This is a genomic window from Paraburkholderia sp. RL17-373-BIF-A, from assembly GCF_046030175.1.
Lineage (GTDB): Bacteria > Pseudomonadota > Gammaproteobacteria > Burkholderiales > Burkholderiaceae > Paraburkholderia.
On record NZ_JARESO010000025.1, the window covers coordinates 82,972 to 106,049 of the forward strand.

Genomic DNA, 23,078 nt, shown 5'->3' on the forward strand with positions numbered 1-23,078 from the left:
GTCTTAAGCCTGCGCTTCGGACGGTTGCGTAGCAGCCGACTTCTTGGCTTCTTCGCGCTGCACTTCCTTCATCATCGGCGACGGGCCGGTTTCGGCCTTCTTCATCTTGACGATCAGGTGACGCAGAACGGCGTCGTTGAACTTGAATGCGTGTTCCAGCTCGTCGAGCGTGGCTTGGTCGCATTCGATGTTCATGCAGACGTAGTGAGCCTTCGCGAGTTTCTCGATCATGTAGGCCAGTTGGCGACGGCCCCAGTCTTCGATACGGTGGATCTGGCCACCGTGCGAGGTGATCGTGCTCTTGTAACGCTCGATCATGGCGGGCACTTGCTCGCTCTGATCGGGATGCACGATAAAGACGATTTCATAATGACGCATACACACTCCTTGTGGATTAAAGCCACCCGGGCGTCGGAACCGGTGTGGCAAGTGAGAAGCCAAAGAGTGTAACCCGAATGGGGCCGGGTTGCAAGATATCCCGTTATTGCGGCGCGTGAATCGGGTGTGTTTTCAAGGGTTTAGGCGGTGGCGCCGCGAAGCCGGATGCGGCATCTCGTGCCGGGCAGGCTGAAACGGGCGGTCAGCCTTTTCGCGTTAAGCAAGAGCAGCCGCCCGGGCCAGGCGGCCCGCCCAGGCCGCCAAGCCGCCGTTTGCAGTCTACGAGCCCGCTTCCGTGCGCTCGCTGCCGCTTTGCAGCCGCGCCTTCAACGCCACTTCCAGCCCCTTCAGCGCGTCGGGCGCGGCGTCTGAGATCGCCCACCAGGTCATGCCTTCCGCGTTCCAGTGCGCGATCGAGTAGCCTTCCCGACCGAGCGTCGCGGGCACCGCGCCGCCGGTGTCTCGGCCTGTCCCGCCGGAACCGGTCTGCGGAAAGACGTACACGTCGATCACGTGCTTCTGGTAGCGGTACACCAGCACGGCCACCCGCTGATGCGCGAGGTAGTCCAGACGGCCGCCTTCCAGCGCGAAGCCGTTCGCCGCCAGATCCTCGACCGGCGGCGAATAGTCGAGCCGCCCATTGAACCACGGCTTGACCGTATGCCGGTCCGTCGAAATCACGTCGATGTCGCGCCCCGACACCTGCGCGCGCACGTGGCTTTCCACCAGTTCGTCGGCGAACGGCCCGAAGTCCGCCGGCCGGCGCAGGTTCAACGCCACGCCCGCCGCGACCGCGCACAACGCGACGACCAGCGCCGCCAGCCAGCCGCGCGCAAACACGCCGCCTGAGCCAACCGAGCCGCCCACGCCCGTCGGCCAGCCAAATCCGCCTTGCGGCGCGCGCCAGCCGTCCAGCCAGCGATCGAGCCAGCCCCGCCGCGCATGCTCGCGCGGCGGCGTCTTGACGTTGGCAACCGGCACCTCCGCCGCCGCAACCGGTTCCTCGACGGGCGGCAACCCGGCGACGATCCGCTCACGCAGCGACTGCGGCGCACGATGATAAGGCGCCGCGCGCACCGCGCCACTCAAGGCCCGCAGGTTCTCGCTTTCGCGCCGGCAGGCGGCGCAGCTCTCGATATGCTGCTGGACGCGCCGGGCATCCGGCGCGGGTAATTCGTGATCGGCGTTCGCGTCGAGGAGCGGCCGCGCTTCGTTACAGTCCATCTGGCGTCTCCTGAGCGTTGCCGGCGGCGCTGCCGCCTGGCGTGTTGAGTGGCCGGCCGTTGGCGGACGCCCGCAATGGGGTCACGCTCGCCGTGGCCGATTTACCTGGGCCGGGCCCCGCGCACGTCGACGACCTGTGCGACGCCACTGCGCCCCCCTGTTTCTCCATGAGCAGCGCGGCAAGCTTGCGACGCCCCCGCGCGAGCCGGGACATCACCGTGCCGATCGGCACGTCGGCCACCGCCGCGATCTCCTTGTAGCCCATCTCCTCCAGCTCCCGCAGCGTCAGCACTTCCCGATATTCGACCGGCAACTGCGCGAGCGCCTCGTGCACGAGCTTCGAGTCCTCGTCGCGGATCAGGAGCGCTTGCGGGTCGGCGCCGCCCACGCTCCAGCCGTCGAAGGTGGCGTCGTCCATGGTGTCGTCGAACTCGACCGTTTCGTGCGACGAAGCCCGCCGTCGCCATTCCGTGTACCAGGTGCGGCGCACGATCGCCAGCAGCCACGGCCGCGCCGAATCGCCGCGAAAGGTGTCGAAGAAGCGAAACGCGCGCATGAAGGCTTCCTGCACGACATCGTCGGCATCGCTGGCGTTACCGCACAACCAGCGCGCAAGGTTATACGCGGCATCGAGGTGCGGCAGCGCCATCTGCTGAAAGCGCCGGCTCCTCGCTGCTTCGGACTCGCCGTGCGCGCGGACAGGTTCTGAATCGGTCTGGACCACCTCGGCCCTCCAGGGCATTGCGGGCTATGCGATGGAGCTCGTCGTGACACTCTCTACAGCGCATAACCGGGCATTTGCGAAGTTTATTCCCGCCGCCGAACGAAATCCGCCAAAAATCCGACCGGGCCGGCGCGCGCCCGCCTGTCAGTAGGCCGGGCGGTTCCAGTAATCCTCGCTGGCGTACACCTCTTTCAGATAATCGATGAAGTACCGCACCTTGGCCGGCACATACCGCTGCTGCGGATAGACCGCGAGAATGTCGTAGTCGGGCAGCGCGAATTCGTCGAGTACCGTTTCCAGCTCGCCGCGCGCCAGTTGCTGCTGGATCTCCCACGTGGAGCGCCAGCCGAGCCCGAGCCCTTCCGACACCCAGCGGTGCAGCAGCTCGCCGTCGTTGCAGTCGAGCGTGCCGCCCACCCGCACCGTCGCCAGCTTGCCGTTGCGGCGGAAGTACCAGCCGCGGTTCTGTCCGCCTTGCAGATTGAACGCGAGACAGTTGTGCTGCGGCAGGTCTTCGAGTGTTTTCGGCCTGCCGTGCCGGCGAAAATACTCCGGCGTGCCGCACACCACGCGCCGGTTCGACGCCAGCTTGACCGCCACGAAATTCGGATCGACCGCGCCGCCGATGCGGATCGACAGGTCGTAACCCTCGCGCACCAGATCCACCACCCGGTCGGTCAGATTGAACGACACCTGCAATTCCGGCTTGTCGGCGAGAAACGTCGGCGCGAGCGGCGCGACGTGCTTGCGCCCGAACGCGGCCGGCGCCGACACGATCAGATGGCCGTTGACCGCGCGCCGCCCGGCGCTCAGTTCGTTTTCCGCCTGATCCCATTCGGTCAGCAGGCCCCGGCAGCGCTCCAGGAACGCGGCGCCGTCTTCGCTGACCACCAGCCGGCGCGTCGACCGGTACATCAGTTTGACGCCGAGGCGCTTTTCCAGCGCGTCGATGCGGCGGCCGAGAATGACCGGCGACACGCCCTCCTCCAACGCGGCCGCCGCCAGGCTGCCCGCGTCCGCGACGCGCACGAAGGTTTCGATCTGTTTGAAGCGGTCCATTTTTGTCTCCAACTGGCCGGGCGCCAGGCTGCGGGCCATTCCATACTTTTTGTTTCGAAATAAGCGACCCGGACTGATCTTATCAAACCTTTACGTCAAGCCTAAAGTGCACTCAACACGTTTAATTCGCCCATTCCCAGACATTCAGGAGACATTCATGGCCAAGATGAGAGCCGTCGACGCAGCCGTGCTGGTGCTCGAAAAAGAAGGCATCGACACCGCATTCGGCGTTCCGGGCGCAGCGATCAACCCGTTCTACTCGGCCATGCGCAAGGCAGGCAACATCAGCCACGTGCTGGCCCGCCACGTCGAAGGCGCGTCGCATATGGCCGAAGGCTATACGCGCGCCCAACCGGGCAACATCGGCGTGTGTATCGGCACGTCGGGCCCCGCCGGCACCGACATGATCACCGGTTTGTACTCGGCTCAGGCCGACTCCATTCCTATTCTCGCCATCACGGGCCAGGCGCCGCGCGCGCGTCTGTACAAGGAAGACTTCCAGGCCGTCGATATCGAATCGATCGCCAAGCCCGTCACCAAGTGGGCCGTCACCGTGCGTGAACCGGCGTTGGTGCCGCGCGTGTTCCAGCAGGCTTTCCACCTGATGCGCTCGGGCCGTCCGGGTCCGGTGCTGGTCGACCTGCCGATCGACGTGCAGCTCGCCGAAATCGAATTCGACATCGACACGTACGAACCGCTGCCGGTCTACAAGCCGAAAGCGACACGCAAGCAGATCGAAGCCGCGCTCACGTTGCTGAACAACTCGGACAAGCCGTTGATCGTCTCGGGTGGCGGCGTGCTGAACGCAGCCGCTGAAGACCTGCTCGTCACGTTCGCTGAAACCGTCGGCGTACCGGTGATCCCGACGCTGATGTCGTGGGGTGCGATTCCCGATGACCATCCGCTGATGGCCGGCATGGTCGGCCTGCAAACCTCGCACCGCTACGGCAACGCGACGATGCTCGCCTCCGACTTCGTGCTCGGCATCGGCAACCGCTGGGCGAACCGTCACACGGGCAGTGTCGAGGTGTATACGAAGGGCCGCAAGTTCGTGCACGTCGATATCGAACCGACGCAGATCGGCCGCGTGTTCGGCCCGGATCTGGGCATCGTGTCGGACGCCAAGGCCGCGCTCGAACTGTTTGTCGAAGTGGCGCAGGAATGGAAGGCCGCGGGCAAGCTGAAGGACCGCGGCGCATGGGTCGCCGACTGCCAGCAACGCAAGAAGACGATGCTGCGCAAGACGCACTTCGACAACGTGCCGATGAAGCCGCAGCGCGTCTACGAAGAGATGAACCAGGTGTTCGGCCGCGACACGTGCTACGTGAGCACGATCGGTCTTTCGCAGATCGCCGGCGCGCAGTTCCTGCATGTCTACAAGGCGCGCAACTGGATCAACTGCGGCCAGGCGGGCCCGCTCGGCTGGACGATTCCGGCAGCGCTCGGCGTGCGTGCGGCCGACCCGCAACGTTCGATCGTGGCGCTCTCGGGCGACTACGACTTCCAGTTCATGATCGAAGAACTGGCAGCCGGCGCGCAATTCAAGCTGCCATATGTGCATGTGGTGGTGAACAACTCGTACCTCGGCCTGATCCGCCAGGCCCAGCGCGCGTTCGACATGGACTTCTGCGTGCAGCTCGGCTTCGAGAACATCAACGCGCCGGAAATGAACGGCTACGGCGTGGATCACGTCGCGGTGGCGGAAGGCCTGGGTTGCAAGGCGATCCGCGTGTTCAAGCCGGAAGAACTGAAGCCCGCGCTGCTGAAGGCGCAGTCGATGCTCTCCGAGTTCAACGTGCCGGTGATCGTCGAAGTGATCCTCGAGCGTGTGACCAACATTTCGATGGGCACCGAGATCGACGCGATCAACGAGTTCGAAGAACTGGCCGCGAAGCGCGAAGACGCACCGACCGCGATCAGCATGCTCGACTGAGCGGCCTGACGTGTTGAACAAATAAGCATCACTTGAGCGCGGTTCAGCAACACCGAACCGCCTCACGAAAGTTATTCCACTGACCGACCAGAGAGACAGACGCACCATGCCGAAATTTGCAGCGAATCTCACCATGCTGTTCAACGAAGTCCCGTTCCTCGACCGCTTTGCGGCTGCGGCGGACGCGGGCTTTCATGCCGTCGAGTTCCTGTTTCCGTATCCGTATCAGATCGCCGAATTGAGCGAACGTCTTCAGCAGAACCGCCTGAAGCTGGTGCTGCACAACCTGCCCGCGGGCAACTGGGAAGCGGGCGAACGCGGCATTGCGTGCCTGCCGGATCGCGTGAGCGAGTTCCAGGAAGGCGTCGGCCGCGCGATCGAATATGCGACCGCACTGAAGGTGCCGCAACTGAACTGCCTCGTTGGCATTCCGACGGCCGGCGTCGATGCGGACAAGGCACGCTCGACGATCGTCGACAACCTGCGCTTCGCCGCGGGCGAACTGAAGAAGGCCGGCATCAAGCTGCTGGTCGAGCCGTGCAATTCCTACGACATTCCGGGCTTCGCACTGAACCGCTCGGGCGAAGGTCTCGACGTGATTCGCGCAGTCGGTTCGGACAATCTGTTCCTGCAATACGACATCTATCACATGCAACGGATGGAAGGCGAACTCGCGGCGACCATCAAGAAGAACCTGCCGCAGATCGCGCACATCCAGCTCGCCGACAACCCCGGCCGCAACGAACCGGGCACCGGCGAAATCAACTACCCGTTCCTGTTCGATCTGCTCGACTCGCTCGGCTACGACGGCTACGTCGGCTGCGAATACAAACCGCGCACGACCACGGCCGCCGGCCTCGGCTGGGTGCAGAGCGTGGCCGGGCAAACCCGCGGCGCGGCTCACGCCGCCGCCTGAGCGCCGCATCGCTGCATTGATCGGTCGGATCAGGCGCTTCTCGCCCCGAAGGACGTCCCCTTTGCGGGACACCAAACAACACTGGAGATTTAGACACATGGCAAAGATCGGTTTCATCGGCCTCGGCATCATGGGCGCGCACATGGCGCGCAACCTCATCAAGGGCGGCCACTCGCTGTTCGTGAATGGCGCATACCCGGTGCCGGAAGATCTGAGCAAAACGACGAGCGTCGTCGCGAATTCGACCGCTGTCGCGCAAGCCGCCGACATCGTCATCATCATGGTGCCGGACACGCCTGACGTCGCCAACGTGCTGTTCGCCGACGACGGCGTCGCCGCCGGCCTCTCGAAGGGCAAGCTCGTGATCGACATGAGCTCGATCTCGCCGCTCGACACGCAAGCGTTCGCGAAGAAGATCAACGCGCTCGGCGTCGACTATCTCGACGCGCCGGTCTCCGGCGGCGAAGTCGGCGCGCGTGAGGCGACGCTGACGATCATGGTGGGCGGTCCGGAAAAGGCCTTCGCCACGGCCAGGCCGCTGTTCGAACTGATGGGCAAGAACATCTCGCTGATCGGCGACAACGGCGCGGGTCAGACCTGCAAGGTCGCGAACCAGATCATCGTCGCGCTGAACATCGAAGCGGTGGCCGAAGCGCTGCTGTTCGCCTCGCGCTCGGGCGCCGATCCGGAACGTGTGCGCAAGGCGCTGATGGGCGGCTTCGCCTCGTCGCGGATTCTCGAAGTGCACGGCGAGCGCATGACCAAGCGCACCTTCGATCCGGGCTTCCGCATCGAACTGCACCAGAAGGATCTGAACCTCGCACTCGACGGCGCACGCAAGCTGGGTATCGCCCTGCCGCATACGGCAAGCGCGCAGCAACTGTTCAGCGTATGCGCGGCGAATGGCGGCAAGGCATGGGATCACTCGGCGATGGTGCGCGCGCTCGAAATCATGGCGAATTACGAAGTCGCGCAAGCGCCGGGCAGCGAAGCCAAGGCAGCTTGAGGAAGTGTTACTGACTGCCGTGATCGTTGCATGCTCAACGTCATGGCAGTCGCAGGTGGGGCGCCCGGTTCGTCGTGCGGCAAGCACGGCGGAACGGGCAAATCGTGCCGCTCTGGGCTGAGAGCGGCAAGTGGGGTCCGCAGCGGCACCCGGCGGCGCCGGGGAAGCCTTGGTCGGTCAGACGTCGTCGTCGGGTGTCCGGCTGTCGGATTTCATGTTTAACGATGCTTATGCTTTTTCGGCCAAACTCTCGCAGCGGGTGCGTCATGACGCCGCCTGCCGGCACCTCTCTTTGCAGGTCTCCTCGCACGTGTGCTCGCAAGTCCGCTTGCATTTGCTTGCAACTCCGTCCCCTTTGCACGACCTTTTTTGACACATCGGTCCGCGCTTTTCTCCTACACTCGTTGAGTCTGGTTGCGGGCGTATCGGCATTCAAGTGCGGCTTGCCGATCAAGGCAACGCATGTCCTCTGCATCATTCGCCCGATTCCCAACCAGTGTTCAACCCGTGAGCGGAATGTGCTCGCGCCAGTAACCCCTCTGCAAAGGATTCAGAATGAGCATCTTTGGTGACATCGTAAACAAGCTCTTCGGCAAAGCGAAGCCCGACCAGCCTGCGCCCGCGGTTGAGCCGACACCGGATCCGGCAGCGGCGCAAGCTGCTGCGCCGGCGGCTGCACCGGCGCCCGCGCCGCTGGCCGACGTCGACGTCGCTGTCGTGATGGACCAGTTCGTGAGCGAGAGCGGGCAAACGCTGAACTGGCGGATCTCGATCGTCGACACGCTGAAGGCGCTCGGCGTCGACAGCAGCCTCGAGCATCGCAAGGAGCTCGCCAAGGAATTGAAGTACAGCGGCGACACGAACGATTCGGCGAGCATGAACATCTGGCTGCACAAGCAGGTGATGAAAGCGCTGGCGGCGAACGGCGGAAAGTTGCCTGCGGATCTGGCGGACTAACTGCTTGCCGACACCGCCTATCTCTGGCGATAGCGACAAACCTCAAGCTGAAACGACAACGCGGCGCTCGGGTCGATGACCTGGGCGCCGCGTTGTCGTTTCAGCTTCATGCGCGAGACACGGTTGCGACTTTGAACCGGGCCGTCCGTGCTCAATCAATCAGTACGTATCGAAAGTCTTCTGCAACGCAACCGGCCCTGTGCCGCCCGCGGCCAATGCCAGCATCAGCAACACGCGTGCCTTGTACGGATTCAGCGAACCTGCGCTGACGAAACCGAGTGCGTCGTCGGCGGCTGCGCCATTGCGCATCACATGTCCCGAACCCACACGCGAAGCACGCACCACCACGACGCCTTGCGAAGCGGCATCGGCCAATGCCTGCTGCACCGAAGCGTGAATCGAGCCGTTGCCCGTGCCCGCCACGACGATGCCACGCACTCCAGCGGCAACCAACGCGTCCACGGCAATGCGCGAGACGCCCGCGTAACTCACGACGATCTCCACATGCGGCCACTTCGCGCCGATCACGAATTCGGTCGCGAGCGTATGCGGACGCACCACGCCGCGCTGGAATTCGACGCGACCGTCCTGCACCCAGCCGAGCGCGCCGATTTCGGGCGAATGAAAAGCATCGACCGCGTAGGTGCTCGTCTTGACCACGTCGCGCGCGCTATGGATCCTGTTGTTGAAGGCCACCAGCACGCCCTGCCCGCGCGAGGCTGCGTGCGCCGCAACCGTCACGGCGTTCAGCAGATTCAGCGGGCCGTCGGCGGACAGCGCCGACGCCGGGCGCATGGCCGCCGTCAGCACGACGGGCTTGTCCGACTTGATGGTCAGATGCAGCAGGTAAGCGGTTTCTTCGAGCGTGTCGGTGCCGTGCGTGACCACCACGCCGTCGATGTCGTCGTCGGCGAGCAGCGTGTTGATGCGTTGCGCGAGCGTGGTCCACAGCGGCATCGCCATGTCCTTGCTGTCGACGCTCGCAATCTGCTCGCGCTCGATTTGCGCCACCGTGGACAAGGCCGGCACCACGGCCAGCAGTTGCTCGACACCGATCACACCGGCCTGATAACCGGATGTGTTGGTAGCGCTCGCGGCCGCGCCGGCAATCGTGCCGCCGGTCGCCAGGACGACGATGCGCGGCAGCAGCGGCGTGGCGCCTTCGTTTGAAGGTATAGCGGAGGAAGAAGTCGGAGTATTCATGGCGGCGATTGTAAGCGATGCGCCGCACGCCGCCATGCGTGAAAAAACGGATGTCCGTTCGTTTCGGAGCTGGATGAGACCAGCGCTCTGTGCGCCACGAGTTTGCGTGCCGTTTGCATCAAGGCCAGCCACCGCCCGCATGAAGTTCGCACTGACGCCGCGGACGATCCGCGCGGCGCCATTGGCCTGTCGCGCCGGACCTCGACAGCCCGGCGCATTCCTTAAACCGCTTCGCGCAACTGCGCGGCGATATCCGCTTCGTTCAACTGCGGCGCGAACATCTCGATCAGCCGATAAGCGTACGCGCGCAGGAACGCGCCCTTGCGCAAACCGACCCGCGTCGTGCTCGCCTCGAACAGATGCTGCGTGTCGAGCGCGACCAGTTCCGTATCGCGCTTCGGATCGTAGGCCATCGCCGCGACCACGCCGATGCCCATGCCGAGTTCGACATACGTCTTGATCACGTCGGCGTCGATTGCGGTCAGCACGACGTCGGGCAATGCACCCGCTTTCGCGAATGCCTGGTCGATATGCGAGCGGCCCGTGAAATCCTGGTCGTACGTGACGATCGGGAATTCGGCGATCTCGTCGAGCGTCAGATTCGGGCGGCCCACCAGCGGATGATCTTTCGGCACGACCACGACGTGATGCCACGAATAGCACGGGAACGTGACGATATCCGGGAAGCGGTCGAGCGCTTCGGTCGAGATGCCGATGTCCGCTTCGCCGTTGATGATCATCTGCGCGATCTGTTGCGGGCTGCCTTGACGCAGCGCCAGATGCACCTTCGGGAACACCTCGGTGAATTGGCGGATCACCTTCGGCAACGCATAACGCGCCTGCGTGTGGGTGGTGGCCACGACGAGGTGCCCGCTATCCTGGTCAGCGTACTGCCGCGCGACGCGGCGCAGATTCTCGGCGTCGAGCAGCATCCGCTCGATCAGTTGATGCACCGCCTTGCCCGGCTCGGTGAGGCCCGTGAGACGCTTGCCGCGTCGAATGAAAATGTCGACGCCGAGTTCGTCCTCGAGATCCTTGATCTGTTTCGATACGCCCGACTGCGACGTGTACAGCACGTTCGCCACCTCGGTCAGATTCATGTTCTGACGCACGGCTTCGCGCACAAAGCGCAATTGCTGAAAATTCATCTTGATGTCTCCGGTTCAGCCAGAGTTGAGTTATTTGAGTTTGATCGAAACACCGAGTCGTGTTGCTGCGCGCCTGAGCACGCTCATTGCGCCGGGAAAACACGCAAGGCGCGCGGCACCGCGGTCACGCCGTCGCCGATGGAGAGTTGCAGATCGCGCCACGCTTCGCGATCGAGTTCGGCTTCGAGCAGATTGCCCTCGCGGCCCGCGAGTTCGACCCGCACCGAGCCGCCCAGCGTCACCACGCGCCGCACGTCGACGACGATGCCTTCGCGATGGCCGGACGCCTGCGGATACAACTGCAGATCGTGCGGACGCACGTAGGCGAACGCGGGGCCGCTGAAATCGGCCTTGATCGAGACCGGCAGCGCCGCGCCGTCAACCACGAAACCGCTCGCGTCGACGTTGCCGTGCAAACGGTTGGCCGCGCCGAGAAACTCATAGACGAACGAGGTTTGCGGATGGTCGTACACGTCCTGCGGACTGCCCACCTGCTCCACGTGCCCGCGATTGAGCACGACGATACGATCGGCTACTTCGAGCGCTTCTTCCTGATCGTGCGTAACGAAGATCGTCGAGATGTGCAGATCGTCGTGCAGGCGCCGCAACCAGCTGCGCAGTTCCTTGCGCACTTTCGCATCGAGCGCGCCGAACGGTTCATCGAGCAGCAGCACTTTCGGCTCGACCGCCAACGCGCGCGCGAGCGCGATACGTTGCCGCTGGCCACCCGACAATTCCGACGGATAGCGTTGCGCGAGCCAGTCGAGTTGCACGAGCTTGAGCAGTTCATGCACCTTCTCGCGAATCACCGCTTCCGAGGGACGCTCCTTGCGCGGCTTGACGCGCAAGCCGAACGCCACGTTCTCGAACACCGTCATATGACGGAACAGCGCGTAATGCTGGAACACGAAGCCCACTTCCCGCTCGCGTGCGCCGACCGTCGCCACGTCCTGGCCTTGCAGCACGACCTGGCCGCCATCGGCGTATTCGAGTCCCGCGATCACGCGCAGCAAGGTCGTCTTGCCACAACCCGACGGCCCGAGCAGCGCAACCAGTTCACCCGGCGGAAAGTCGAGCGAGACGTTATCGAGCGCGACGAAATCGCCGAAGCGCTTCTGCAGGTTACGAACGGTGATACCCATTACAGCTCTCCTTGCTTGAGCGGGTGTTGCTGCGATGCATGCGTTGTTTGCGTTGCGCGTGTTGCGTGTGTTGCGTGTGTGGCATTGGCCGGCGGCGTGACGGGCCCGGCGTACGCGGGCACATCGCGCGCGGCCGACAGTTCCGCCGACATATGGCGCTCGGCGAGCAGCTTCAGGCCGAGCGTCACGAGTGCGAGCAGAGCCAGCACCGACGCCACGGCAAACGCCGCCGAGAAGTTGTATTCGTTGTAGAGGATTTCGACGTGCAGCGGCATCGTGTCGGTCTGGCCGCGAATATGGCCCGACACCACCGACACCGCGCCGAACTCGCCCATCGCCCGCGCGTTGCACAGAATCACGCCGTACAGCAGGCCCCATTTGACGTTGGGCAGCGTGACGCGGCGGAAGATCTGCCAGCCCGACGCGCCGAGCACGTGCGCGGCTTCTTCTTCGTCGTTGCCTTGTGCCTGCATCAGCGGAATCAGTTCACGCGCGACGAACGGGAACGTGACGAAGATCGTCGCCATCACGATGCCCGGCACCGCGAAAATGATCTGGATGTTGTGGTCCTGCAGCCACGGGCCGAACCAGCCCTGCGCGCCGAACATCAAGACATAGATCAAGCCCGAGATCACCGGCGACACCGAGAACGGCAGATCGATCAGCGTGGTCAGCAGCGCCTTGCCGCGGAACTCGAACTTGGCGATACACCATGAAGCCGCGAGGCCGAACACGAGGTTCAGCGGCACCGCGATCGCGGCGGTGATCACGGTGAGCTTGATCGCCGAGAGCGCGTCCGGATCGGCGAGCGATTCCAGATAGAAACCGAGCCCCTTGTTCAACGCCTGATAGAACACGGCGACGAGCGGCACCACCAGAAACAGCGCGAGAAACAGCAGCGCGACGCCGGTCAGAATCCAGCGCACAACGGGCGGCTCGGTGACCGGATCGGGCCGGCGCGCGACGTTCAGCGGCGCGCGCGGTGCCACGGCTACAGCGTTGTTCACGCCATTTACTTCGTTCACGGCGCGGCGGCTCATTGCGCACCTCCGCCGACACCGATCGCCGCGACACTCGCAGCAGCAGGCGCCGGGCCTGCACCGCCGCGACTCGTGCGGCGCTGCAAATACCACTGCAAAGTGTTGATGAAGAGCAGCATCAGGAACGACACGACCAGCATCACCACCGCCAGCGCCGTCGCGCCCGCATAATCGTATTGCTCCAACTTGGTGATGATGAGCAGCGACGTGATTTCCGACTTCATCGGCACATTGCCGGCGATGAAAATCACCGAACCGTACTCGCCGAGCGCACGGGCGAATGCCAACGCGAAGCCCGTCAACAAGGCAGGAAACACCGCCGGCAACACCACGCGGCGAAACGTCAGCCAGCGCGAGGCGCCGAGGCACGCCGCCGCTTCTTCCTGTTCACGCTCGAACTCTTCGAGCACCGGCTGCACCGTGCGCACGACAAACGGCAAGCCGATGAACGTCAGCGCGACCAGCACGCCCGCGGGCGTAAAAGCGATCTTCAGGCCGAGCGGTTCGAGGAACTGCCCGATCCAGCCGTTGCCCGCGTACACGGCCGCGAGCGAAATGCCGGCGACCGAGGTGGGCAGCGCGAACGGCAGATCGACCACGGCGTCGACGATACGTTTGAACGGGAACGTGTAGCGCACCAGCACCCACGCCACCAGAAAACCGAACACCGCGTTGATCAGCGCGCCGCCGAGCGCGGAAAAGAAGGTGAGCCGATACGACGCGAGCACGCGCGGCGAACTCACCGCGCGCACGAACTGGCTCCAGTCGAGCGTCGCGGTCTTGAGAAAGGTCGCCGCAAGCGGAATCAGCACCACGAGGCTCAGATAAGCCACCGTGATGCCGAGTGTCAGGCCAAAACCGGGCAACGCGCTCGGTTTTCGGAAGGTCAACGTCGTCATGCTCGTTACTCGTTCAGGTTGATGCTCGTGTTGCCGGCCGCCGGGCCCTGGCGGCCAAAAGCGCGCCCATGGGCGCGCTTGGGAGTGACGCGTTGCCGCGCCGCTTCGTTGCCTATGCCGGTTCCGGCATCGGCAGTGTTATTGCGGTTGATAGATCGAATCGAACACGCCGCCATCGGCAAAGTGCGTCTTCTGCGCGTTGGCCCAGCCGCCGAACGAATCGTCCACCGTGTACAGCTTCAGCTTCGGAAACTTGGCGGTCAGCTCAGCCGGCACCTTGTTCGAACGCGGACGGTAGAAGTTCTTCGCCGCGATCTCCTGCCCTTGCTCGCTATACAGGAAGTTCAGATACGCTTCGGCGACCTTGCGCGTGCCGTGCTTGTCGACGACCTTGTCCACCACGGCGACCGGCGGCTCCGCCAGAATGCTGACCGACGGCACCACGATCTCGAACTTCTCCGGACCAAATTCCTTCAGCGACAGGAATGCTTCGTTTTCCCACGCGATCAGCACGTCGCCGATACCGCGTTGCACGAAGCTGGTGGTCGCGCCACGCGCGCCCGAATCCAGCACGCCGGCGTTCTTATAGAGCTTGCCGACGAACTCCTTGGCCTTCTGATCATTGCCGCCCGGTTGATGCTCGGCATACGCCCAGGCCGCGAGGTAGTTCCAGCGCGCGCCGCCCGAGGTCTTCGGATTCGGCGTGACGATCGACACGCCCGGCTTGGTCAGATCGTCCCAATCCTTGATGTGCTTCGGGTTGCCCTTGCGCACCAGAAACACGATCGTCGACGTGTACGGCGACGCGTTATCCGGCAAGCGCTTCTGCCAGCCCTTGTCCAGCAAACCCTTGCCGGCCAGTGCGTCGATATCGTATGCAAGCGCCAGCGTCACCACGTCGGCCTGCAGGCCGTCGAGCACCGAGCGCGCCTGGGCGCCCGAGCCGCCGTGCGACTGCTTGAAGGTGATCGTCTCGCCCGTCTTCGCCTTCCATTCCTTGCCGAACGCCTGGTTGACGTCCTGATACAGCTCGCGCGTCGGGTCGTAGGACACGTTCAGCAGCGTCGTGTCGGCGGCGTGCGCCTGCGCCATCACGCCGAGCGCGCCCGCCGCGCCCAATGCGAGTGCCGCGATCAGTTTTTTCGTCCTGCCTGCCAGCCCCGTACCTTGGTGATCCATGTCAACTTTCTCCGCGTTGTGTCCGCTGAAACAGCGTGTGGTGTCTTTTTACGTCGCGGTCACGTGCACATGAGCGCCAACTGGAGGCCAGTCTATCGAAGGGCTTTCATCATTAAAAATAATGTTTCTTCATTCTTTAATACGCAAAAGTGGTAATGACAGCTGGATAAGGCGTTGCGGCAGGAAAACGGGTGTTTGAGCGTCGCTTGACGGCGCTGGAACGACACCCTTCACCCCGAACTTAAAGTAAAGCTTGAATTGCGCCGAATACTGTATAAAAATACAGTCACCTGTTCATACATACAGTGGCGCCATGACCAAACTCACCGCACGACAGCAGCAGGTTTTCGATCTGATCCGCAGGGCTATCGAACGCACCGGCTTTCCGCCCACCCGCGCGGAGATCGCCGCCGAGCTGGGTTTCAGCTCGGCCAACTCGGCAGAAGAACATCTGCGCGCGCTGGCTCGCAAGGGCGTGATCGAACTCGCGGCCGGCGCATCGCGCGGCATTCGCCTGCTGGCCGGCCCGGAAGACTCGCCGCATCAGTTCACGCTGCCGCACGCCAGCATCATGCAACTGTCGCTGCCGCTCATCGGGCGGGTTGCCGCAGGCAGCCCGATCCTCGCGCAGGAACATATCTCGCAGCACTACGCGTGCGACCCGGCGCTGTTCTCGAGCAAGCCCGACTACCTGCTGAAGGTGCGCGGGCTGTCCATGCGCGACGCGGGCATCTTCGACGGCGACCTGCTCGCGGTGCAAAAGCGCAGCGAAGCCAAAGACGGCCAGATCATCATTGCCCGGCTTGGTGACGACGTCACGGTCAAGCGCCTGAAGCGCCGGCCGAACGGGCTCGAGCTGATCGCCGAGAACCCCGATTACGAAAACATCTTCGTTGAAACCGGCAGTGCGGAGTTCGCGCTGGAGGGTATCGCCGTGGGGCTGATCCGCCCCGGCGAGTTTTAACCCTCTCGCCCGTTCGACAAAATAAGAAGCCGCGCCAACGCCGCATCAACGTTGCATCGCCTGGAGAGTCTCATGGAACGTCTTGCCCGCCTGCTGCCCTTTCGCCAGTTCGGTCGTCTGCGCCATCTTCGCAAGCTGGTGCCCTGCTCATTGATCGAGGCGGCCACGCTCGGCACGCCGTCGCTGTTCGACTCGCCGGAGGCCGCGCCGAGCCTGCCGTCGTCGATGCCGGCATTTGCCCGCGTGTCGTTGAATTCGGGCTTGAATACGGCCGAACCGGCGCGTCGCGCACCGGTGCGGGTTTATCACGGGCCGTCGCGTCTGATCATGGTCGGCACGATGGACGCGGTTTGCCGCATGATCGACCGCTGCATCGCCGATGAAGCCAACGTGCATGGGGCGGTGTTCGAGTCTTGAGGGGTCTTGAAGGGTCTTGAACGGGACAGCGAGAGATGTATTGCGTGGGATCGTTTTCGCGTGGCTGCGGTCCACGTTAGATCACACCTGATGGAGAGTCCCACTCGATGGCAGTTTCAAAACGTACCAAACGCGGCAGCAAGCGCGGCATGCATGGCGGCGCCACCCGGCCGCTGATAGTCACGCTGATCGTGATCGTGGTGATCGCCGCGCTGGGGTTTGCTTACGCGACACCGTACATCGCGCTGAACAATCTCAAACGCGCGGCCGATGCGCGCGACGCGCAAACCGTCAATCAGTATGTCGACTTCCCCGCGTTGCGTGAGAGCCTGAAGGAGCAAGTCGCCGGCTTGCTGACACGGCGGCTTGGCGCGCACAGCAACGGCAATCCATTGGCCGCCATTGGCGCGATGATCGGCGTTGCGTTGATCGGTCCGCTCGTGGATGCGTATGCCACACCGGACGGCGTGGCGGCCTTGCTGAACGGCATGCCGCCGCGCGGCGATCCGGGCGAGCGACCGCCCGCGCCCCCGGCCGCAAATAATCCGCCGGACGCCGCTGCGACCGCACCTGCGCCTGCAGCTCCCGCAAACGGCAACGCGGCCAATGTCAACTCCGCGCCACCGCAACCGCCGCAAACCACGGCGGGCTATCGCGGCCTCAACGAGTTCGTCGTCACGTACCAGCATGGCGCCGGCGACGCGCGTTACTCGGCGATCTTCCAGCGCGAGGGCGTATTCACGTGGAAGCTGGCCGCGGTCAACCTGAACGAGTGATCACCTGATGCCGTCAGGCCGAGGCGGCCGGTCGCGTGACTAGCCCGCCTCAAGCCGCCGCTTGCTGCTGCTCCTGCGCTGAAGAACACGCCACCAGAATGCTGCACGAGACACGGTCGAGCAGCGGCGTATTGCCCGCGCCCATCCACCATCGCGACAAGCCCGTGCGGCAGCGGTGGCCGACCACGACCAGGTCGACATGCAATTCATTGGCGAGGTTGGCAATCTCGTCGATCGGATGGCCGAACGCGAAATGCCCCTGGGCGCTCACGCCTCGCTCCGTGAGCCAGTCCACGCCTTCCTGCAGGATGTCGCGCGCGGTCTTTTCAAAACTGCCACAGGCCACGTCGGTCAACAGGCCCGCGCTTTGCGCAATGCTCGAACGCATGTCGACGACCGACAACAAGTGCGTTTCCGCTTTCAGATCCAACGCCAGGTCGGCGCCGCAACGTAGTGCTTTGCGGCCTTCACGCGAGCCGTCGTAGCACAGCAGGATTTTCTGGTAGCTCGCCATGATTTTTCTCCCTTCGCGCGGGACGCGCGATCTGAATTAATCATGGTGCGCCGCAATTCAGGTTGCAAGGGATGGAAAACGCTAACTGTGCGCTAACTGCCCCTTAACGACGCCCTAAACAGGTGCGCGAGCCGCCCGCGGGTCCTCCGCGCGCCGATGCCGCAGTGCAAGAAACCCGCTTCGGACTGTCGGGGGCGAACCAACAGCGTCCCGCCGATGCCCTAGAATAGGCGGCCTCCCCCGGCCATTCGCGTCATTCACGTCTTTTCCGGAGACTCGTTCGATCCATGCCCGAAGCCGCCATCGAATTTCATCAGGTCAAAAAAAGCTACGGCGAAAAAACGGTCGTCGATGGACTGTCGTTTCATGTCAACGCCGGCGAATGCTTCGGCCTGCTCGGCCCAAACGGCGCGGGCAAAACCACCACGTTGCGCATGCTGCTCGGTATCGCGGCGCCGGATGCGGGCAGGATCCGTCTGTGCGGCGAGCCGATCCCCGGCCGCGCGCGCGTGGCGCGGGCGCGCGTCGGCGTGGTGCCGCAGTTCGACAATCTCGATCCTGACTTCACGGTGCGCGAGAACCTGCTGGTGTTCGGCCGCTACTTCGGTCTGAGCGCCGCGCAATGCCGTGCGATGGTGCCGTCGCTGCTCGAATTCGCGCGGCTCGAGAGCAAGGCGGACGCGCGCGTGAGCGAATTGTCAGGCGGCATGAAGCGGCGCCTCACGTTGGCGCGCGCGCTCGTCAACGATCCCGATGTGCTGATCATGGACGAGCCGACCACCGGCCTCGATCCTCAGGCGCGGCATCTGATCTGGGAGCGGCTGCGCTCCTTGCTCGCGCGCGGCAAGACCATTCTGCTGACCACGCACTTCATGGAAGAAGCCGAACGGCTCTGCCACCGGCTGTGCGTGATCGAGGAAGGGCGCAAGATCGCGGAAGGCGCGCCGAGCGCGTTGATCGCATCCGAGATCGGTTGCGATGTGATCGAGATCTTCGGGCCCGATCCGGTGGCGTTGCGCGATGAACTGGCGCCGCTCGTCGAGCGCACCGAGATCAGCGGCGAGACGCTGTTCTGCTATGTCAACGACGCGCAGCCGGTGCATGCGCGGCTCAAGCAGCGCGCGGATCTGCGCTATCTGCATCGACCGGCGAATCTGGAGGATGTGTTCCTGCGGCTCACCGGTCGCGAGATGCAGGATTAGAGGCGCATCGAGACCGGACTCGCACGCAACGCGCTACAGATACAAAGACACCCCAAAAGGAAGTTCCGTAGAGGAACACCGCACGAGACACGCAATGGACGCACGCACTTACGAAACCCCGGGCGATACGCCGTCGAAACAGGAAGCCTTCGCCGCCTTTCCCGCGAACGCAAGCAACTGGATCGCCGTGTGGCGCCGCAACTATCTGGTGTGGAAGAAGCTCGCGATCGCCTCGATGTTCGGCAACCTGGCCGATCCGATGATCTATCTGTTCGGCCTCGGCTTCGGGCTGGGGCTGATGGTGGGGCATGTCGACGGCGTGTCGTATATCGCGTTTCTTGCGGCGGGCACGGTGGCCTCGAGCGTGATGATGTCGGCGAGTTTCGAGTCGATGTATTCGGGCTTCTCGCGCATGCACGTGCAGCGCACCTGGGAAGCGATCATGCATACGCCGCTGACACTCGGCGACATCGTGCTCGGCGAGGTGATCTGGGCAGCCAGCAAGGCGGCGCTCTCGGGCGCGGCGATCATGCTGGTGGCCGGCGCATTGGGCTACGCGAATTTTCCGTCGATGCTGCTGGCGTTGCCGGTCATTGTGCTGACCGGGCTCGCGTTTGCGAGCGTCGCGATGGTCGTGACGGCGCTTGCGCCTTCGTACGACTTCTTCATGTTTTACCAGACGCTGGTGTTGACGCCGATGCTGTTGTTATCCGGCGTGTTCTTTCCCGTGTCGCAACTGCCCGCAGTGGCGCGAGGCGCCACCCAGCTGTTGCCGTTGGCGCATGCCGTCGACTTGATGCGGCCGGCCATGCTGGGCCGGCCCGTCGACAATGCGCTGTGGCATGTGGCCGTGCTGGCCGCGTATGCGGTGGGCGGGTTTATCGTGTCGGCGATTCTGTTTCGGCGCCGGATGATGAAGTAGGTTTTCCGGCTTTCGACAACCACGCACCACAGGCGCCGATACCCGCAATCAACCCGGTATCACCGCCTGTCGCGAACCGGCTTGCTTAGTCCTCGTCGTCCGTCCACGGAATGTCCACGTCGGAAATAAACGCCACCGTGGCGAATGGGCCGCCGTCCTGACGCCCGATCTTGCCGTCGGCGCGCTGCCACTCGACCCGGAACACCGTGCCCGGATCGTCGGCGATCAGACGGACCGTACGCACTTCGTCCGGATCGGCTTCTTCGACGGGACCGTCGAGCGAGATCTGCAGTTCCTGCGGCCACAGCCCATCGGCCGGATCGTAGATCTTGTCGCCGTCGGGAATCAGTGTGAAGGCTTCCACGCCGATCGTCGCCGACGCGTCCACGATCATCTTGCCCAACGCGCGCAGCAACGCCGTGGCCCGCGCCGAATTCGCCTGACGGATTGCGAGATCCCCGCGCGTCAGCGCCTGCTCAAGTTTTGGGTTTGTTTTTTGTTGCGCCATTCGATGTCCTGAGTCCTATCGCTCTGTTGTGGATGGCACGCGAATCCGAGCGCGCGCCGCTGTCCATTTTTCGGGCTGAATCCTACCACCGGTGTCCCCAAGGTGACTTCCTTCGGTGCGTGCACTGCAGCATTGCCAGCCGCGCATCCCGCGTCTTCAACCCGCCCCGTCCACCACAGTTTAGGTCGTGATTCGCGTTCCGGCTGGGACATTTGCCTTTCATTTAGTAGCGAATGGATCGCTATCGCACGCATGCGGCCAGCCTGCTTCGTGGTGCGCGGGCGCTCGCAAACCCTGTTTCGCCGCGTTGATGCCACGTGGATTCTCCAAACCCTGGAGCCGTCAGCGCGTGCTCCTGCTGCGCTTTCGCGTGGCCTTCGAGGAAGCCGCATCGGCTGGCTTCGCGCCCGCGATTTCCGCGATCAGATGATCCCGGAACGCCCTCACCGACTGCGGCAGTTCACGCCCCGCCATGGTCTGCACCTGAATGCTGCGCTGGCGCATCTGCGGATGCGTCATCGGCATCACGACGAAGCCATCGCCGGCATAACGATCGCGCACGGACAGCAGACCCGTGAACATGATCGCGCCGGACTTCTGCGCGTAGCGGTACATGGCGCCGCTGTTGTTGCAGGTGAGTTCGGGCTCGAGCAGGACGCCTTCGAGCGCACAGGTAATGTCGATCAACTGACGAATCGTCGTGCCGGGTTCAGGCAGCACGAGCGGATAGCGCTGCAAGTCGGCGAGCGACACCTTCGCGCGCGCGGCCAAGGGATGATCGGCGCGCAGCAGCGCCAGCACCGGTGCGCGTTCCGTGTGCTCGACCTTGACGCCCTTCTCCGGCGCGAGGCTAAAGGTCAACGCGAGGTCGGCGTCGCCGTCGCGCACCTGACGGGTCGCCTCGCCCGGCGACATGACCGAGAGCGTGAAGTCGATGCCCGGATACTGAACCCGGAAGCTTGCCATCGCGGTGGGCAGGAAGTCCGCGGCGAAGCCTTCGGAACTCGCCACCTTGATCATGCTGCCATGCAAGGTCTCAAGGCCGCCGATCTCCTTCATCACATGCTCGGCTTCGAGCAGGCTGCGCTGCGCGTAGGCGAGCAGGCGCTCGCCGGCTTCCGAGAGCGCCATGCCGCGCGGACGCCGCTCGAACAGCGCGACGCCGAGGTCGCTTTCGAGCCGCGCCACTTGCCGGCTGATCGCGGAGACAGCGACATGCAAGCGCGCGGACGCGTCGCTGAGCGAGCCGGTGCGAGCGACCTCGACGAAATAGCGCAGCGCGATGCCATGCAGCGAAAGTGCCATGCCTTGTGCCTCGTTCAACGGTATGCGCCGCCGAGCCAATGTCCGCGAGCGCTTCAACTCAATGCAGCGAGCTTTGCCTTTTCGGCAACGCAAGCTTCGAAAGACGATCATTGTGACAAAAAAAACGGCCTTCTAGAATCGGTTCGAAGCTGCAGGCCACGTCCAATCGAAATCAGACAAGACCACGCGCCGCCCGCCCCCACATTCCGCCCGCATTGGAGACACCCATGAGCCGCACACAGGCCATCGAGCACGCCACCCAGCATTTCGAATCCGGCGCCTTTCTCGAGACCCTCAACCGTCGCGTCGGTTTTCGCACCGAAAGTCAGGAGGACGATCGCGCCGCCACACTGCTGTCGTATCTGACCGACGAGATCACGCCCGAAGCGGCGGCCCTCGGTTTCCGCACGCGCATCGTCACGAATCCGGTGGATGGCTTCGGGCCCTTCCTGATCGCGAGCCGCCACGAGGGTGACCATCTGCCGACCGTGCTGATCTACGGCCACGGCGACGTGGTGCGCGGCTACGACAGCCAGTGGCGCGCGCCGCTCACGCCGTGGGCCGTGACCGTCGATGGCGAGCGCTGGTTCGGCCGCGGCACCGCCGACAACAAAGGCCAGCACAGCATCAACCTCGCCGCGCTGGCGAGCGTGCTCGCCGCGCGCGACGGCAAGCTCGGCTTCAACGCGAAGCTGCTGATCGAGATGGGCGAGGAAACCGGCTCGCCCGGACTCGACGCGATCTGCCACGCGCACCGTGAAGAACTGGCCGCCGACGTGTTGATCGCCTCAGACGGTCCGCGTCTTGCCGCGCGCCGCCCCACCGTGTTCCTCGGCTCGCGTGGCTCGGTGAACTTCAAGCTGTCGTTGAATCTGCGCGAGGGCGCGCATCATTCGGGCAATTGGGGCGGTCTGCTGCGCAATCCGGCCACGGTGCTCGCGAACGCGTTGGCGAGCCTCGTCGACGCACGCGGCGTGATCGCTGTCGCCGGTTTGCGCCCGCCGCCGATTCCCGAAGCGGTGCGCCGTGCTCTCGCGGATATCACGGTAGGCGGCGGCCCGGGCGATCCGGCCGTCGACGAGAACTGGGGCGAGCCCGGCCTCTCCGCGCCCGAGCGCGTGTTCGGCTGGAACAGCTTCGAAATACTCGCGTTCAAGGCTGGCAATCCGGAGAACCCGGTCAATGCGATCCCGTCGTCGGCGTTCGCGCATTGCCAGTTGCGCTTCGTGGTCGGCACCGATTGGGACAACCTCGAACGGCATCTGCGCATGCATCTGGATGCGCACGGCTTCTCGCAGGTGCGGATCGACGTCGAGCGCGGCGCGCCCGCCACGCGTCTGAACCCGGACGATCCGTGGGTCACCTGGGCGATCGCCTCGCTTGAGCAGACCACCGGCAAGAAGACCGCCGTGCTGCCGAATCTGGGCGGCACGCTGCCCAACGAAGTGTTCGCCGACACGCTCGGCCTGCCGACCATCTGGGTGCCGCACTCCTACCCCGCCTGTTCGCAGCACGCGCCGAACGAGCACCTGCTCGGCCCGGTCGTGCGCGAAGGCCTGCAGATCATGGCGGGCCTCTTCTGGGATCTCGGCGAGAACTCGCCGCGCGCCGTACCTCACGCCGCAACCTGAGCGACGCCCGGACCAACCGGGCGCAAGCCGC

The 23,078-nt window shown here is 64.2% G+C and carries 23 protein-coding genes; 10 read left to right on the plus strand and 13 right to left on the minus strand.

The features are described 5' to 3' along the window. Positions 1-3 precede the first annotated feature (3 nt). The 4 genes from rpsF to P0D80_RS27845 all read right to left on the minus strand — a co-directional run bounded on the left by rpsF (position 4) and on the right by P0D80_RS27845 (position 3,385). Positions 4-378: a 30S ribosomal protein S6 gene (rpsF, locus tag P0D80_RS27830; protein ID WP_097392318.1), complete on the minus strand. Its 375-nt coding sequence runs from the start codon at positions 376-378 to the stop codon at positions 4-6. Positions 379-657: 279 nt separating this feature from the next. Next, positions 658-1,602 (minus strand): zf-HC2 domain-containing protein, encoded by a 945-nt coding sequence (locus P0D80_RS27835; RefSeq protein ID WP_408288161.1) that lies wholly within the window; start codon positions 1,600-1,602, stop codon positions 658-660. Beyond that, entirely contained in the window at positions 1,592-2,326 is a 735-nt protein-coding gene (locus P0D80_RS27840) for an RNA polymerase sigma factor (RefSeq protein ID WP_408288164.1), read from the minus strand. The genes P0D80_RS27835 and P0D80_RS27840 overlap by 11 nt, the downstream gene beginning before the upstream one ends. A gap of 144 nt (positions 2,327-2,470) precedes the next feature. After that, positions 2,471-3,385 carry a LysR family transcriptional regulator gene (locus P0D80_RS27845; RefSeq protein WP_132374838.1) on the minus strand — a complete coding sequence of 305 codons (915 nt, stop codon included), beginning with the start codon at positions 3,383-3,385 and terminating at the stop codon, positions 2,471-2,473. A gap of 157 nt (positions 3,386-3,542) precedes the next feature. Here P0D80_RS27845 and gcl point away from each other — a divergent pair, with 157 nt between their 5' ends. The 4 genes from gcl (at position 3,543) to P0D80_RS27865 (ending at position 8,197) form a co-directional block, all read left to right on the plus strand. Continuing rightward, positions 3,543-5,318 carry a glyoxylate carboligase gene (gene gcl, locus P0D80_RS27850; protein ID WP_408175603.1) on the plus strand — a complete coding sequence of 592 codons (1,776 nt, stop codon included), beginning with the start codon at positions 3,543-3,545 and terminating at the stop codon, positions 5,316-5,318. Between the two features lie 106 nt (positions 5,319-5,424). Beyond that, on the plus strand, positions 5,425-6,234 hold the full coding sequence (gene hyi / locus P0D80_RS27855) for a hydroxypyruvate isomerase (protein WP_408288168.1): 810 nt from the start codon (positions 5,425-5,427) through the stop codon (positions 6,232-6,234). 97 nt (positions 6,235-6,331) lie between these two features. Next, positions 6,332-7,240: a 2-hydroxy-3-oxopropionate reductase gene (locus tag P0D80_RS27860; RefSeq protein WP_132374841.1), complete on the plus strand. Its 909-nt coding sequence runs from the start codon at positions 6,332-6,334 to the stop codon at positions 7,238-7,240. Positions 7,241-7,795: 555 nt separating this feature from the next. Next, positions 7,796-8,197 (plus strand): DUF3597 domain-containing protein, encoded by a 402-nt coding sequence (locus tag P0D80_RS27865; RefSeq protein WP_408288172.1) that lies wholly within the window; start codon positions 7,796-7,798, stop codon positions 8,195-8,197. A gap of 159 nt (positions 8,198-8,356) precedes the next feature. Here P0D80_RS27865 and P0D80_RS27870 read toward each other — a convergent pair whose 3' ends face one another. From P0D80_RS27870 to P0D80_RS27895, 6 genes are all read right to left on the minus strand, one after another. Next, positions 8,357-9,400, minus strand: a complete 1,044-nt coding sequence (locus P0D80_RS27870) for an asparaginase (RefSeq protein ID WP_408288175.1) — start codon at positions 9,398-9,400, stop codon at positions 8,357-8,359. 221 nt (positions 9,401-9,621) lie between these two features. Beyond that, complete coding sequence (locus tag P0D80_RS27875; protein ID WP_106283582.1) at positions 9,622-10,548, minus strand: CysB family HTH-type transcriptional regulator; 927 nt, start codon at positions 10,546-10,548, stop codon at positions 9,622-9,624. An 83-nt stretch (positions 10,549-10,631) separates the two neighbouring features. Further along, the gene (locus P0D80_RS27880) at positions 10,632-11,690 is read right to left on the minus strand and encodes a sulfate/molybdate ABC transporter ATP-binding protein (RefSeq protein WP_012432793.1); all 1,059 of its coding nucleotides are present in this window, start codon (positions 11,688-11,690) and stop codon (positions 10,632-10,634) included. Continuing rightward, positions 11,690-12,730, minus strand: a complete 1,041-nt coding sequence (cysW, locus tag P0D80_RS27885; protein WP_408175609.1) for a sulfate ABC transporter permease subunit CysW — start codon at positions 12,728-12,730, stop codon at positions 11,690-11,692. Before cysW ends, P0D80_RS27880 begins: the two co-directional genes overlap by 1 nt. Then, positions 12,727-13,629: a sulfate ABC transporter permease subunit CysT gene (gene cysT / locus P0D80_RS27890; RefSeq protein ID WP_408247270.1), complete on the minus strand. Its 903-nt coding sequence runs from the start codon at positions 13,627-13,629 to the stop codon at positions 12,727-12,729. The genes cysW and cysT overlap by 4 nt, the downstream gene beginning before the upstream one ends. Before the next feature lie 138 nt (positions 13,630-13,767). Then, positions 13,768-14,808, minus strand: coding sequence for a sulfate ABC transporter substrate-binding protein (locus P0D80_RS27895; protein ID WP_408288178.1), 1,041 nt, complete (start codon positions 14,806-14,808; stop codon positions 13,768-13,770). Positions 14,809-15,121: 313 nt separating this feature from the next. On the opposite strand from P0D80_RS27895, the gene lexA reads away from it, so the two are divergent. The 3 genes from lexA to P0D80_RS27910 all read left to right on the plus strand — a co-directional run bounded on the left by lexA (position 15,122) and on the right by P0D80_RS27910 (position 16,965). Then, on the plus strand, positions 15,122-15,772 hold the full coding sequence (gene lexA, locus P0D80_RS27900; protein ID WP_012432789.1) for a transcriptional repressor LexA: 651 nt from the start codon (positions 15,122-15,124) through the stop codon (positions 15,770-15,772). Between the two features lie 72 nt (positions 15,773-15,844). Continuing rightward, complete coding sequence (locus P0D80_RS27905) at positions 15,845-16,189, plus strand: hypothetical protein (protein ID WP_132374847.1); 345 nt, start codon at positions 15,845-15,847, stop codon at positions 16,187-16,189. Between the two features lie 107 nt (positions 16,190-16,296). Beyond that, positions 16,297-16,965 (plus strand): DUF2939 domain-containing protein, encoded by a 669-nt coding sequence (locus P0D80_RS27910; RefSeq protein ID WP_408288181.1) that lies wholly within the window; start codon positions 16,297-16,299, stop codon positions 16,963-16,965. A gap of 49 nt (positions 16,966-17,014) precedes the next feature. Here P0D80_RS27910 and P0D80_RS27915 read toward each other — a convergent pair whose 3' ends face one another. Continuing rightward, positions 17,015-17,479 (minus strand): universal stress protein, encoded by a 465-nt coding sequence (locus P0D80_RS27915; protein ID WP_091794608.1) that lies wholly within the window; start codon positions 17,477-17,479, stop codon positions 17,015-17,017. 287 nt (positions 17,480-17,766) lie between these two features. Here P0D80_RS27915 and nodI point away from each other — a divergent pair, with 287 nt between their 5' ends. After that, on the plus strand, positions 17,767-18,681 hold the full coding sequence (nodI, locus tag P0D80_RS27920) for a nodulation factor ABC transporter ATP-binding protein NodI (protein ID WP_408288184.1): 915 nt from the start codon (positions 17,767-17,769) through the stop codon (positions 18,679-18,681). Positions 18,682-18,775: 94 nt separating this feature from the next. Then, complete coding sequence (locus P0D80_RS27925) at positions 18,776-19,603, plus strand: ABC transporter permease (RefSeq protein WP_408288187.1); 828 nt, start codon at positions 18,776-18,778, stop codon at positions 19,601-19,603. Positions 19,604-19,688: 85 nt separating this feature from the next. Here P0D80_RS27925 and P0D80_RS27930 read toward each other — a convergent pair whose 3' ends face one another. Together P0D80_RS27930 and P0D80_RS27935 are read right to left on the minus strand one after the other, a co-directional pair. After that, positions 19,689-20,111 carry a hypothetical protein gene (locus P0D80_RS27930; protein ID WP_106283591.1) on the minus strand — a complete coding sequence of 141 codons (423 nt, stop codon included), beginning with the start codon at positions 20,109-20,111 and terminating at the stop codon, positions 19,689-19,691. A 342-nt stretch (positions 20,112-20,453) separates the two neighbouring features. Continuing rightward, positions 20,454-21,416: a LysR family transcriptional regulator gene (locus P0D80_RS27935; protein WP_408175617.1), complete on the minus strand. Its 963-nt coding sequence runs from the start codon at positions 21,414-21,416 to the stop codon at positions 20,454-20,456. A gap of 227 nt (positions 21,417-21,643) precedes the next feature. Between P0D80_RS27935 and P0D80_RS27940 the strand changes: the two genes are divergently transcribed. Then, the gene (locus P0D80_RS27940) at positions 21,644-23,047 is read left to right on the plus strand and encodes a M20 family metallopeptidase (protein ID WP_408288191.1); all 1,404 of its coding nucleotides are present in this window, start codon (positions 21,644-21,646) and stop codon (positions 23,045-23,047) included. Positions 23,048-23,078 lie beyond the last annotated feature (31 nt).